This is a genomic window from Flavobacterium lindanitolerans (genome assembly GCF_002846575.1).
GTDB classification, from domain to species: domain Bacteria; phylum Bacteroidota; class Bacteroidia; order Flavobacteriales; family Flavobacteriaceae; genus Flavobacterium; species Flavobacterium lindanitolerans.
The window spans coordinates 265,530-278,404 of the sequence record NZ_PJND01000008.1; the positions used below are offsets into that span (position 1 = coordinate 265,530).

A 12,875-nucleotide genomic window follows, 5' to 3' on the forward strand; every position below is an offset into this window, starting at 1 on the left:
ATATATTTGCTTAAATTTTTAACATTTATGAAGAAGATTACTCTCCTGTTTTTAGTATTTGCTTTAGTGTCCTGCGGCGTAAAACAAACTACCAATATGTTAACCAGCGGTGATTATGACGGAGCTATTGACAATGCCGTAAACAGTCTCCGCTCCAACAAAGACAAAAAAGGAAAACAGGACTATATCTACTTACTCGAAGAGGCCTTTGCCAAAGCAAAAGAGCGGGACTTGCGCGACATCCAATTCCTGGCAAAAGACGCCAACCCAAGAAATCTGGAACGCATCTATACGACGTATGTTCAGTTAAACAACCGCCAGGAAAAAATACGGCCGCTTTTGCCTTTGCGTCTGATGAAAGAAAACAGAAATGCCATCTTTCCGTTTGACGATTATACTGACCAGATTGTAAACAGCAAAAATGCACTTTCAAAATATCTCTATGACAATGCCAAAGCCTTATTGTTGACTAAAGACAAAATGACAAGCCGCCGTGCCTATGACGACCTTCTTTATCTTGACCAAATCAATCCGGGTTTTAAAGATGTCCGTAAGCTTATGGATGAAGCCCAATTGAAAGGAACTGATTTCGTAAATGTCTATATGAGAAACGAAACCAATATGGTTATCCCAATTCGTCTGCAAAACGACCTGTTGGATTTCAGTACCAACGGATTGAATGACAAATGGACGGTATATCACAGTAGCAAGCAAAAAGGCGTGAATTATGATTTTGAGATTGTAGTAAACTTCCGCCAAATCAATATCTCTCCGGAACAGGTAAAAGAAAAACAATTCATTAAAGAAAAACAGATTAAGGACGGTGTAAAAAACCTGACAGATTCACGTGGTAATGTAGTCAAAGACAGTTTGGGTAATGTAATTAAGGTTGACAAATTTAAAACGATTAAGGTTGACATCTATGAATTTACACAATTCAAAGCCGCGCAGGTAACTGCCAAAGTAGATTACATCGACTACAAATCCGGCCAATTATTGCAGACTTTCCCACTAACCAGTGAATTTATTTTTGAGAACATCTACTCTACTTACCGTGGTGACAGAAGAGCTGCAGACGAATCGTATTACACTTACTTCAACCAAAAAGCAGTTCCTTTCCCGTCTAATGAACAGATGATTTATGATACGGGAGAAGATTTAAAGGTAAAACTGAAAAATATTATTTCCCGAAACAGCATCAGAAGATAATTCTTAAAAAACAACCGTAAACACTAGGTTTTACATCGCATAATGAATTAAATTACAATAAATTAACATAATTAGTATTTATTTATAAGATTTTATAGGTTAAATTTATCACAACCTAAATTTATCAATTATGAATAAAACTACTATGTTATGCTCATTCCTTATGAGCTTATCGGTGTATGCGCAAAAAATCGAGGATTTTGAACGCATTGAGGTAGACGGTTTTTACACCAATCCTCTCTTTTCTCCTACCGGAGAATATGTACTCTTAACCGGAGAACACCTTAAAGGTGTCTATCTTCTGGAATTGAAAACCAATACAGTAAAGCCAATTTCTGACAAACAAGGTAGCGGTTATGCTTATGTCTGGGACAAATCGGGCGATTCTTTTTACTTTAAAGAAAAATCCGACAAGGAATATTTCTCAAATGCTAAGGTTATTAACTATAATATCCGGGATAATTATTCTAAAAAGGTAGAAAATATTGACCCAAACTATCTACCGTCTTACAGAGGTGCTTCAAAAAAGGGAGACAATCAGGTTGTGGTGTATACCAATCTGGCGAACTTAAAAATTGAGGCCAAAGATTTAGCTACTTCAAAACAATGGGTTGTAACCAATGATGAAGGCCAATTTTACAATGCCATGCTTTCTAACGATGGCAAAAAAGTAGCCGTACATAATGGAGCCGATATCTATATTTATGATATTGACGGAAAAACCAAAGGCAGAAAAATCGGAACAGGAATCGCCACCGCCTGGTCTGATGATGACTCCTATCTTATCGGGTTTTTAGACGAAAGCGAAAACGGGCATACCGTTAGCAATTCAGAACTCTATCTTTTTGATGTCGAGAAAGGCAAAACCAAAAAGATTACGAATACTGAAGTGATTTTTGAAATGTTTCCGACCATCCACAAGGACAAAGTCATTTTCTCTGATGACAAAACCGGAAGACTCTTTATCGCAACTCTAAAAATGAATTAAGATGAAAAAGACAGCCTTTATATTTGGTTTATTGCTATGCTCTTTAGGAATAAACGCACAGATAGTTGTACTTGACCCTGGACATGGCTATGGAACCAGCACAAGTGACAATCCGGACGGAAGGACGGCCACAGAAATAGAAACAGCTCTTGCTGTTGCCCAAAAAACAAAAGCTCTGATTGATAACAGTTGTACATGGACTGTGCATCTTACCAGAACAACCAATGTAAACGGATGGATTTCTGTCAACCAGAGAGCTACAATGTCCAATAACTGGAATGCCGACCGTCTTTTAAGTATTCACTGTAATGCAGGTGGAGGAACCGGAACAGAGACTTTTTACTGTACTGCTGATGACACCAATACAGCTCCTGATATTGCTTTTGCACAAAAAATTCAAGCTGATATGGTCACTCACGGTTCCTGGACCAACAGACGTTGTGTAGAAGACAACAGCTTTTTAGCCTACCATTTAGGAGTTCTGAGATATTCTTCAGCAACAGCCTGTTTGAATGAAATTGGTTTTGTTGATACTACTTCAGATGCGGCAAAATTAAACAGCAATACCTGGAGAGACAGCTTTGCCCTGGCCTATTTTAATGCGTTCAAATCCAATTTAAATCTTACGTGTAGTGCGGTAGCCGCTCCTGGAACTTTTTCGCTGACACTTACACCGGAATGTAGTGGGACCTCTACACAAAACCGTTTGAACTGGACAGCTTCAAGCAATGCTACCGGATATGACATTTACAGAAACGGCGCATTATATGCCAGCAATATTACAGGAACACAATACATCAACACACTTGTAACCGGTGGTACAACTTACACCTACTATGTTATTGCTAAAAACAGCTCCGGAACAAGAACAAATTCTAACGGAACGCTTTCTGCTTCAACTTTGGTTTGTAATGCCACACCAGGAAGTTTTACCATATCAGCAACAGCAACCTGCAGCGGAACGCAAAGTGCCATCAATGTTACCTGGACAACTTCCAGCAATGCTACTTCTTATGACATTTACAGAAACGGAAACCTGTATGCTCCAGACGTAACAGGAAATTCATTCCTGAATACGTATCTGATTACTGCCGGAACCAGCTATTCTTACTATATCAAGGCTAAAAACGCCAATGGTTCTGTCAACAACTCTAACGGAACAATTAGCAGAACTGCTATTAGCTGTGGCTCAGGTAGGGCCGCTGCAAGCCCGATTGGAAAATCAGAATTGGATGTTAAAATCTATCCAAATCCAAACAACGGGCAGTTTACAATTACTGTTGACAAAGCTTCTGCCGGCGATGTTCAGTATGCGATATATGATATTACAGGTAAGGTAATCGAATCGAAAAGCATCGAAAGTGATGGCCGCTTGGAAACCGCAGTTGATATTTCAAGACTTCCATCTGGAACTTACATTATCAACGTAACAACAGACAATCAGGAATTTACCAAAAAGATTATCAAAAACTAAAAAACCTTTCCAATCCAAAAACAGAAATCCGGAGTCCAAAAGACTTCGGATTTTTTTTGTGACATTTATACAACATTTTGTTAAAAACCATCAACACCTGAAATTATTATATTTTTTGTGTACATTTGCACCGATGAATAATTACAATTTACATACAACTTCTATCCTACGGACACTTCCTGCACTAACTTCGCGGGTTGTGCGGTCATAATCTGTACCGCCAAAGTTTAACGAGTCCTAAAACCTTTATTCATTTTTTATTTTTCAGTTTTGAAATTTCCAATCATTTTACAGGGATATTACTATCCTGACTTGACTACAACATCTTTATTTTTTTCAGCTTCGGCCAGTTTCCGGCCTTAGGTCTGCTATATTTCTATGAAATAGGTCCGTCCTGTTTCCTCCTTCCGCAAAATTAATATCACCTTATTTTTTTAACCCAATCTTACATTTAAAAATGAATGTAACCATCTGTATTGCTCAGAAAGAGCACTATAAGTTCGCACAGGAAATTTGCGATACCATGGAAGCGTCGGCACTTTTAAGAGGCACTGGAATTGCCAAAAGGTCGCCCGAGTACATCCAGAAAAAAATGGAAAACAACGATGCCATAATCGCTTTGGAAAATGGAAAATTTGCAGGTTTCTGTTACATTGAAAGCTGGGAACATGGCCAGTTTGTAGCCAATTCCGGACTCATCGTACATCCTGATTTTCGTCACCTCGGACTTGCCAAAAAAATCAAGAAGAAAGTCTTTGAATACTCCCAGGAAAAATATCCGGGAGCAAAAATTTTCGGGATTACGACAGGCCTGGCAGTAATGAAAATCAATTCCGACTTAGGATACAAACCCGTTCCTTTTTCTGAACTGACAACCGACCCTACCTTTTGGGCCGGATGCAAAGGCTGCACCAATTATGACATTCTGGAACGAAAAGAATTCAAAATGTGCCTCTGTACAGGAATGCTTTATGACCCGGAAAACAAAAAAACGGAAGAGGTGAAATTCAATAAAAAAGTGCTGACAAGATTGAAACAAATCAAGCAGACATTTCTAAAAAAATAATCATATGAAAAAAGTAGTTTTAGCTTATAGCGGCGGTTTGGATACCTCATTCTGCCTGAAATATCTGAAAAATGAAAAGCAACTGGAGGTCCATACCATATTGATAAACACAGGAGGTTTTGATAATGAAGAATTAGATGCCATCGAAAAAAGAGCTTATGAATTGGGAAGTGCACAGCATATCAATCTGGACATCATTGACCATTATTATGAAAAAGCCATCAGGTTTTTAGTTTTTGGAAATGTACTGAAAAACAATACCTATCCCCTGTCTGTAAGTGCGGAAAGAGTTTTCCAGGCTATAGAAACCGTAAAATACGCCAAAAAAATAGGCGCTTCGGCTATTGCCCATGGCAGTACCGGTGCCGGAAACGATCAGATTCGTTTTGACCTGATTTTCCAGACAATTGCACCCCAACTGGAAATCATCACGCCAATCAGGGATTTGAAATTATCACGTCAGGAAGAAGTCGACTATCTTCAGAAAAACGGAGTAGAGTATTCCTGGGAAAAGGCGCAATATTCAATCAATAAAGGCATTTGGGGGACCAGTGTTGGCGGTAAAGAAACATTAACCTCTAATCTGTCATTGCCAGAAAGTGCCTATCCGTCTCAGCTTCAGAAAACAGAACCGGAAAAAATCACGCTTCATTTCAAAAAGGGAGAAATCATTGGTCTTAACGATGTATTTGACAAACCAACGGCTATTATTACCCAATTGGAAAAATTAGCCAGTGCCTACGCTATCGGGAGAGACACTCATGTTGGCGATACGATTATTGGAATCAAAGGAAGAGTCGGTTTTGAAGCAGCAGCTCCACTGATCATCCTAAAAGCGCATCATCTGCTGGAGAAACATACGCTTGGAAAATGGCAGCAATACTGGAAAGAACAGTTGGGCAATTGGTACGGTATGCTTTTTCATGAAGGGCAGTTTTTAGATCCTGTAATGAGAAACATCGAAACTTTTTTAGAAGACACCCAAAAAAATGTAACGGGAACCGTGACCGTAACCCTAAAGCCATATTATTTTTCATTGGACGGAATCGAATCCGAACACGACCTGATGAACAGCAAATTTGGCCAATATGGGGAAATAAACAATGCCTGGACGGCTGATGACGCCAAAGGTTTTATCAAGATTCTTGGTAATGCCCAGTCTATTTATTCACAAGTAAATTCCATCGATTATGATTAAAGCAGGAATTATTGGAGGTGCCGGTTATACTTCAGGCGAATTGCTTCGAATTCTGGTAAACCATCCCAAAGTAGAAATTGATTTTGTTTTCAGCACCTCACAGGCCGGAAAGCCTTTAACGGCAGCACATCCCGATTTGATAGGCGAAACCGGTTTGGTATTTACAGACAAAATAAATCCTGATGTAAATGTCGTATTTCTATGCCTCGGACATGGCAAATCAAAAGCCTTTTTGGAAAATAACAAATTTGCTTTACATACCAGAATCATCGACCTGAGTAATGATTTCCGTCTTGATAATGATGCGGATTTCAATTCTGATTCTTTTGTTTATGGCCTTCCGGAACTAAATAAAAATAAAATAGCTGCTGCAAAATACATTGCCAATCCGGGATGTTTTGCAACCGCCATACAATTGGCACTTTTGCCTTTGGCTTCAGAGAATTTACTGGAAAATGATGTTCATGTTAACGCCATAACGGGAAGTACCGGAGCCGGAGTACAGCTTTCAGAAACTACGCACCATAGTTGGAGAAATTCAAATATTTCCCATTACAAAGCTTTTGAACACCAGCACCTGGCAGAGATAAAACAAAGTCTGAATAGTTTGCAGGAAGATTTTGAAAATGAAATACTATTCATCCCAAATCGCGGCGAATTTACCCGAGGCATTTTTGCAACGCTCTACACCAAAACAAGCAAAAGCAAAGAAGAACTGATTGATTTGTACCAGACATATTACAAAGAACATCCTTTTGTATGGGTTACGGCAGAAGACATCAGCCTGAAAATGGCGGTTCAGACCAACAAATGCATTCTTAGTCTGGAGAAAAAAGGAGATTATCTTTTGGTCACTTCCATTATCGACAACCTGCTAAAAGGAGCATCAGGCCAGGCTGTACAGAACATGAACCTGATGTTTGGCCTGGAAGAAACAACCGGATTAAAATTAAAACCCAGCGGTTTTTAAACCCTAAAAAAAAGAAAATGAGCTTATTTAATGTATATCCAATATATAACATCACACCTGTCAAAGCCTTGGGAGCCAAAGTTTGGGACGATAAAAATCAGGAGTATCTTGACTTCTATGGCGGTCATGGTGTAATTTCAGTAGGACATTCCCATCCCAACTATGTGAAAGCCATCCAGTCACAGATTGAAAAAATCGGGTTTTATTCCAATTCCATCCAAAACCCATTGCAGGAGGCCTTCGCAAAGAAATTAGGCGAAATGTCAGCTTATCCTGATTACAGTGTGTTTTTATGCAATTCGGGTGCAGAAGCCAATGAAAATGCCTTGAAACTGGCTTCTTTTCATAACAAAAAATCAAAAGTGATTGCTTTTCACAAAAGCTTTCACGGACGAACTTCTGCCGCAGTTGCCGTAACCGATAATCCATCTATTGTAGCACCAATTAATGCCAATCATCCGGTTCTTTTTCTACCGCTCAACGATATTGAACTGGTCAAAAAAGCAGTTTCAGAAAATGAAATCTCGGCAATCATCATTGAAGGAATCCAGGGTGTTGGCGGATTGGATGAAGGAACTCCCAAGTTTTTTCAGGAATTGGAAGAGCTCTGCAATGCCAATGACATTATCCTGATTGTCGACGAAATCCAAAGCGGCTACGGGCGTTCCGGACAATTCTTTGCACACCAGCATCATGGCATCAAGCCGGATATTATTACGATGGCAAAAGGAATGGGCAACGGATTTCCTATTGGCGGATTGCTCATCAGTCCAAAATTCAAAGCCTCGTTTGGTTTGCTCGGAACCACTTTTGGCGGTAACCATCTTGCCTGTGCTTCGGCTCTGGCAGTTTTAGAAATAATCGAAGAGGAAGCAGTTTTGGAAAACGTAAAAAAACAATCCGATTATTTTATCCAGGCCGTTTCACAAATACCTCAGGTAAAAAAGATTAAGGGAAAAGGCCTTATGCTAGGTCTGGAGTTTGATTTTGATGTGGCAGAACTGCGCAAAAAATTGGTCTATGAGCAATTTATCTTTACGGGGAATGCCTCCCAAAAGAACCTGCTAAGAATACTTCCGCCATTACTTATCACTGAAACGGAAATCGACAAATTTGTTGCCGGACTAAAAAATGCATTACAATACTTAAATTAAAAAAAATGAAAAAGTTCACTACTGTAGACGATATAAATGATTTGGACGAACTGATTTTAACCGCCAAAAAAATCAAGTCTGACCCTTTTGTAAATTCCGGTTTGGGTAAACACAAAACGCTGGGACTACTGTTTTTCAACCCAAGCCTCAGAACAAGATTGAGTACCCAAAAAGCCGCGTTGAATCTTGGGATGGACTGTATTGTAATGAATCTCAATACAGAAGGCTGGTCGCTCGAATTTGAGGACGGCACGATTATGGACGGCGATAAGGCGGAACACATCAAAGAAGCCGCACAGGTTATTTCTCAATACTGTGACATTGTTGGCGTTAGAAGCTTCCCTACCTTAACCGATAAGGAAAAGGACGAAGCAGAACAGGTCATCAATGCTTTTACAAAATATGCTTCTGTTCCGGTAATCAGCCTGGAAGGCGCAACCGAACATCCGCTCCAGGCCGTTGCGGATGCACTGACTATACAGGAATACAAGACCAAAAGAAAACCAAAAGTGGTTCTGACCTGGGCACCGCATCCTAAGGCTTTGCCTCATGCCGTACCCAATTCTTTTGTCAAGATTATGAAACTTTCCGGTTATGAGCTTGTAATCGCGCATCCGGAAGGATATGAACTGAATCCTGAAATCACAAAAGGAGCAACAATCACAAACAATCAGGATGAGGCCTTCAAAAATGCCGATTTTATATATGCTAAAAATTGGAGTGCCTATAATGATTACGGGAAAATCCTTTCTAAAGACATGAATTGGACCATCACACAGGAAAAAATGGAACTTACAGCTAATGCAAAGTTCTTGCATTGCCTTCCGGTTAGAAGAAATATGATTGTTTCTGATGAGGTTTTAGACGGCGATAATTCTATCGTTATCCCGCAAGCCAACAACAGGACTTATGCAGCACAGGCAATATTGACAAAAATTCTGGAAAATGAAAACTAAACCAGGTCTTAGCATCATAAAAATAGGCGGCAACATCATCGACAATGAACAACTCTTGTCAGAATTCCTTACCGACTTTTCGGAACTGAAAGGACATAAAATTCTGGTACATGGCGGTGGTAAAAAAGCCAGCGAAATAGCCGAAAAACTGGGATTAAAACCTTGCTTTTCAAACGGCAGAAGAATTACAGATGAAGCTATGCTCGATGTTGCCGTTATGACCTATTCCGGTTTATTAAATAAACAGATTGTAGCCCAATTGCAACAATTTGGCACAAACAGCATCGGATTTTCGGGTGCAGACGGTAACCTCATCCAGTCAGAGAAAAGGAAAAACACGGAAATCGATTTTGGGTTTGTTGGTGATGTAATCCAGGTAAACAATAAGCTGATTTCGGCCTTGTTAGTGCAAAACTGCATACCTGTTTTTTCAGCCATTACACATGACGGAAAAGGTCAGTTATTGAATACGAACGCCGATACGATTGCTGCAGAAATTGCAATTTCCTTATCTGAAGAATATGAGGTAGAACTCATCTACTGTTTTGAGAAAAAAGGTGTTTTACTTAATTCGGAAGATGATGATTCGGTTATTGAAGTTCTTGATTTTGAGAAATACCAAACATTAAAAAACGAGCAGACCATCCATTCGGGAATGTTGCCCAAACTCGAAAACTGCTTCAAATCATTGAACAATGGCGTTCACACAATTGTAATTGGAAATCAAAAAACGCTGAAAAACAAGGCTGCAGCTACCCAAATAAAATTATAAAGAGAAAAATCATGACGCATAAAAGCATCGAAATAGTAACCAACGAAGCCATCAGTTTATTAAAACAGCTTATTGAAACACCGTCTTTTTCATCAGAAGAAGCCCAAACAGCACTTTTACTGGAAAACTGGTTTCAAAACAATTCCATTCCGTTTCAGAGAGAAAACAACAATGTCTGGGCTGTAAATTTGCATTATGATGCATCAAAACCAACACTGCTGCTGAATTCTCACCATGATACAGTAAAACCAAACGAAGGCTATACTTTAAATCCGTTTGAAGCTATTGAAAAAGACGGAAAATTATTTGGACTTGGAAGCAATGATGCCGGAGGTTGCCTGGTTTCTTTGTTGGCTACGTTCACCTATTTTTATGCTTATGAAAACCTTCCTTACAATATTTTATTTGCGGGTACTGCCGAAGAAGAAAGTAGCGGCCCAAACGGACTGAATGGTTTATTGAAACATCTGCCTGAAATAGAATGTGCCATAGTAGGCGAACCAACACAGATGCAGTTGGCCATTGCTGAAAAAGGACTTCTTGTCCTGGACATCATCATTCCCGGAACAGCAAGTCATGCGGCTCACCAAAATACAGACAATCCAATTTACAATGCACTTGCCGCTATTGAATGGTTCAGGACGTATGAATTTGAAAAGGTATCTGAAATATTAGGCCCTGTAAAAATGACCGTTACGCAGATAAATGCCGGAAAACAGCACAATGTAGTACCGTCTGAATGCAGTCTGGTTGTAGATATTCGCGTAAACGATTGCTATACGAATGAAGAAATCCTCAAAGTTGTACAACAACATATCAAAGGAAACGTAAATCCAAGGTCAATGCATTTGAATGCGTCTTCAATCGACAAAAACCATCCTTTGGTACAAGCGGGAATTTCTTTGGGAAGACAAACATACGGTTCGCCTACACTATCTGACCAATCGGTTTTGAACTGCCAATCGATGAAACTGGGACCTGGCGACTCGCTGCGTTCACATACCGCCAATGAATTTATTTTTCTGGAAGAAATAAGGGAAGGTATTCACTTATATACCAAAATTTTATCCGATTTTTTTAATCTAAACAACACAATAACCTAAATAACACACACTATGAAACTTTGGGAAAAAGGAATACCTACCGACCAGAAAATAGACCTCTTTACGGTTGGAAATGACAGGGAACTGGATTTGGTTCTGGCAAAATACGATGTATTAGGCTCTATCGCACATGCCAAAATGTTGGGCAAAATAAACATCCTGACCGAAAAGGAAACAACCGATTTGGTATTGGCTTTAGAAGATATTCTGGCACAAATAAAACAAGGCAACTTTACAATTGAAGCGGCTTTTGAAGATGTGCATTCTAAAATAGAATATCTATTAACTGAAAAATTAGGCGAAGCCGGAAAAAAAATCCATACGGCCCGTTCCAGAAACGACCAGGTTCTGGTAGATATACATCTTTATCTGAAAGAAGAAATCACATCTGTCAAAAAACTCGTTAAGGAACTTTTCGACCTGCTGATTTTATTGAGCAAAAAACACGAAGATATTATTCTTCCGGGCTACACGCATTTGCAGATTGCTATGCCTTCTTCTTTTGGGATGTGGTTTTCTGCCTATGCAGAATTACTCATTGACGATATGGTTATGCTCAATGCGGCACAAAAAATTGTAGACCAAAATCCGCTGGGTTCTGCTGCCGGATATGGAAGTTCTTTTCCTATTGACAGAACATTTACCACTCAGGAATTAGGGTTTTCGATATTGAAATACAATTCGGTAGCCGCACAAATGAGCCGTGGAAAAGCTGAGAAAACAGTTTCATTCGCATTTTCAGGACTGGCAGCCACTTTATCCAAGCTGGCTATGGATGTCTGCTTGTATATGAGTCAGAATTTCAACTTTATAAGCCTTCCAAATCACCTGACTACAGGTTCCAGCATTATGCCCCACAAGAAAAATCCGGATGTTTTTGAATTGATCAGGGCAAAATGCAATAAGATTCAGGCCCTGCCTTATGAAATCACTTTGCTGACCAACAATCTGCCAAGTGGCTATCACAGAGATTTCCAATTACTAAAAGAAGGACTTTTTCCTGCTATTCAGAATTTAAAATCATGTCTGGAGATTGCCTGCTTTTCTTTAAAAGACATTCAGGTGAATACAACCATCCTTGAAGATAAAAAATACGATTACCTGTTTACCGTTGATAATTTGAATGAACTGGTTCAGCAGGGGGTCCCTTTCAGAGATGCTTATAAAATAATTGCTACACAAATTGAAAATGGCGAATATGAGCCTTCATCAAAAACAACGCATACACATGAAGGCAGTATTAATAATTTGTGTTTAAAGGAGATTGTTTTGAAGATGGAGAATTTTTTGAGGGACTAAGGCACTAAGGTTCTGAGGCACTAAGGCTTTAAGACGTTAAGAATAGAGTTTATGCTATGAGAATCTGGTTTTCCGTTGTAAAATCAGATAACAATTGCTCAGAAAGAACAAAACTTAGCTCCTTAGTGTCTTACAACCTCTTTTAGCTAATTCAATAACTTCTCTTTTACTCATAAGAACACAAAACCTTAGTGCCTCAGAACCTTAGCAACTTAGCACCTCTTTCACAATTTCCCTTCCAAAGCCTCCGCATCAATTGCACTATGTGAAACATCATAAACTGATTTTCCATTCTTAATCAGCAATAATTGAGGAGATTGATGGATAACATGAAAGCGCTGTGCAATTTCATTTGAAATATCACGGTAATTCAAAAGGTCTAAAAAATATAGCGAGGCCTCGTTATCATCTGCTTTATATTCTCTTTCAAAATTCTTTAGCGCCATCCTGCTAATGCTGCAGCGTGTGCTGTGCTTAAAGATTACTACCGGTTTTTCTTCCGACTCTTCTATAATAGAATCCAATTGTTTTAATTCTGTTAAATCATTCCAATTAAAGCCGTTTTGATTCGTATCTTTATTATCCGATTTATCTGATTTATCTGTATTGCCAAAAATTTTATCAAAAAAACTCATATCGTCAGGATTTAAGACTTTTTGTCTTGTTAAATTAATAAAAATACTTCT

Annotated in this window: 12 protein-coding genes; 11 read left to right on the forward strand and 1 reads right to left on the reverse strand. The window is 39.0% G+C overall.

Annotation, left to right across the window (positions count from 1 at the left end):
• The first annotated feature begins 27 nt into the window (after nucleotides 1–27).
• The 11 genes from B0G92_RS11085 to argH all read left to right on the forward strand — a co-directional run bounded on the left by B0G92_RS11085 (nucleotide 28) and on the right by argH (nucleotide 12,189).
• Nucleotides 28–1,209: a hypothetical protein gene (locus B0G92_RS11085; RefSeq protein ID WP_101472468.1), complete on the forward strand. Its 1,182-nt coding sequence runs from the start codon at nucleotides 28–30 to the stop codon at nucleotides 1,207–1,209.
• Nucleotides 1,210–1,339: 130 nt separating this feature from the next.
• The gene (locus B0G92_RS11090) at nucleotides 1,340–2,197 is read left to right on the forward strand and encodes a TolB family protein (protein WP_056065947.1); all 858 of its coding nucleotides are present in this window, start codon (nucleotides 1,340–1,342) and stop codon (nucleotides 2,195–2,197) included.
• Between the two features lies 1 nt (nucleotide 2,198).
• Nucleotides 2,199–3,671 carry an N-acetylmuramoyl-L-alanine amidase gene (locus B0G92_RS11095; protein ID WP_101472249.1) on the forward strand — a complete coding sequence of 491 codons (1,473 nt, stop codon included), beginning with the start codon at nucleotides 2,199–2,201 and terminating at the stop codon, nucleotides 3,669–3,671.
• Nucleotides 3,672–4,128: 457 nt separating this feature from the next.
• The gene (locus tag B0G92_RS11100) at nucleotides 4,129–4,737 is read left to right on the forward strand and encodes a GNAT family N-acetyltransferase (RefSeq protein ID WP_056065941.1); all 609 of its coding nucleotides are present in this window, start codon (nucleotides 4,129–4,131) and stop codon (nucleotides 4,735–4,737) included.
• Nucleotides 4,738–4,741: 4 nt separating this feature from the next.
• Nucleotides 4,742–5,935: an argininosuccinate synthase gene (locus B0G92_RS11105; RefSeq protein WP_101472250.1), complete on the forward strand. Its 1,194-nt coding sequence runs from the start codon at nucleotides 4,742–4,744 to the stop codon at nucleotides 5,933–5,935.
• Nucleotides 5,928–6,905: an N-acetyl-gamma-glutamyl-phosphate reductase gene (gene argC / locus B0G92_RS11110; RefSeq protein WP_101472251.1), complete on the forward strand. Its 978-nt coding sequence runs from the start codon at nucleotides 5,928–5,930 to the stop codon at nucleotides 6,903–6,905. Before B0G92_RS11105 ends, argC begins: the two co-directional genes overlap by 8 nt.
• A gap of 17 nt (nucleotides 6,906–6,922) precedes the next feature.
• Nucleotides 6,923–8,059: an aspartate aminotransferase family protein gene (locus B0G92_RS11115; RefSeq protein ID WP_101472252.1), complete on the forward strand. Its 1,137-nt coding sequence runs from the start codon at nucleotides 6,923–6,925 to the stop codon at nucleotides 8,057–8,059.
• A 5-nt stretch (nucleotides 8,060–8,064) separates the two neighbouring features.
• The gene (locus B0G92_RS11120) at nucleotides 8,065–9,015 is read left to right on the forward strand and encodes an N-acetylornithine carbamoyltransferase (RefSeq protein WP_101472253.1); all 951 of its coding nucleotides are present in this window, start codon (nucleotides 8,065–8,067) and stop codon (nucleotides 9,013–9,015) included.
• Nucleotides 9,005–9,787 carry an acetylglutamate kinase gene (gene argB, locus B0G92_RS11125; protein WP_101472254.1) on the forward strand — a complete coding sequence of 261 codons (783 nt, stop codon included), beginning with the start codon at nucleotides 9,005–9,007 and terminating at the stop codon, nucleotides 9,785–9,787. The genes B0G92_RS11120 and argB overlap by 11 nt, the downstream gene beginning before the upstream one ends.
• Nucleotides 9,788–9,798: 11 nt before the next feature.
• Entirely contained in the window at nucleotides 9,799–10,890 is a 1,092-nt protein-coding gene (locus B0G92_RS11130) for a M20 family metallo-hydrolase (RefSeq protein WP_101472255.1), read from the forward strand.
• Nucleotides 10,891–10,902: 12 nt separating this feature from the next.
• Entirely contained in the window at nucleotides 10,903–12,189 is a 1,287-nt protein-coding gene (gene argH, locus B0G92_RS11135; RefSeq protein ID WP_101472256.1) for an argininosuccinate lyase, read from the forward strand.
• 224 nt (nucleotides 12,190–12,413) lie between these two features.
• Here argH and ytxJ read toward each other — a convergent pair whose 3' ends face one another.
• The gene (gene ytxJ / locus B0G92_RS11140; RefSeq protein WP_056065918.1) at nucleotides 12,414–12,824 is read right to left on the reverse strand and encodes a bacillithiol system redox-active protein YtxJ; all 411 of its coding nucleotides are present in this window, start codon (nucleotides 12,822–12,824) and stop codon (nucleotides 12,414–12,416) included.
• Nucleotides 12,825–12,875: the final 51 nt, after the last annotated feature.

Excerpts from the sequence above, each read along its gene's own strand:
- B0G92_RS11085 (WP_101472468.1), top strand. The coding sequence starts at position 28 with ATGAAGAAGATTACTCTCCTGTTTTTAGTATTTGCTTTAGTGTCCTGC.
- B0G92_RS11090 (WP_056065947.1), top strand. The coding sequence starts at position 1,340 with ATGAATAAAACTACTATGTTATGCTCATTCCTTATGAGCTTATCGGTG.
- B0G92_RS11095 (WP_101472249.1), top strand. The coding sequence starts at position 2,199 with ATGAAAAAGACAGCCTTTATATTTGGTTTATTGCTATGCTCTTTAGGA.
- B0G92_RS11100 (WP_056065941.1), top strand. The coding sequence starts at position 4,129 with ATGAATGTAACCATCTGTATTGCTCAGAAAGAGCACTATAAGTTCGCA.
- B0G92_RS11105 (WP_101472250.1), top strand. The coding sequence starts at position 4,742 with ATGAAAAAAGTAGTTTTAGCTTATAGCGGCGGTTTGGATACCTCATTC.
- argC (WP_101472251.1), top strand. The coding sequence starts at position 5,928 with ATGATTAAAGCAGGAATTATTGGAGGTGCCGGTTATACTTCAGGCGAA.
- B0G92_RS11115 (WP_101472252.1), top strand. The coding sequence starts at position 6,923 with ATGAGCTTATTTAATGTATATCCAATATATAACATCACACCTGTCAAA.
- B0G92_RS11120 (WP_101472253.1), top strand. The coding sequence starts at position 8,065 with ATGAAAAAGTTCACTACTGTAGACGATATAAATGATTTGGACGAACTG.
- argB (WP_101472254.1), top strand. The coding sequence starts at position 9,005 with ATGAAAACTAAACCAGGTCTTAGCATCATAAAAATAGGCGGCAACATC.
- B0G92_RS11130 (WP_101472255.1), top strand. The coding sequence starts at position 9,799 with ATGACGCATAAAAGCATCGAAATAGTAACCAACGAAGCCATCAGTTTA.
- argH (WP_101472256.1), top strand. The coding sequence starts at position 10,903 with ATGAAACTTTGGGAAAAAGGAATACCTACCGACCAGAAAATAGACCTC.
- ytxJ (WP_056065918.1), bottom strand. The coding sequence starts at position 12,824 with ATGAGTTTTTTTGATAAAATTTTTGGCAATACAGATAAATCAGATAAA.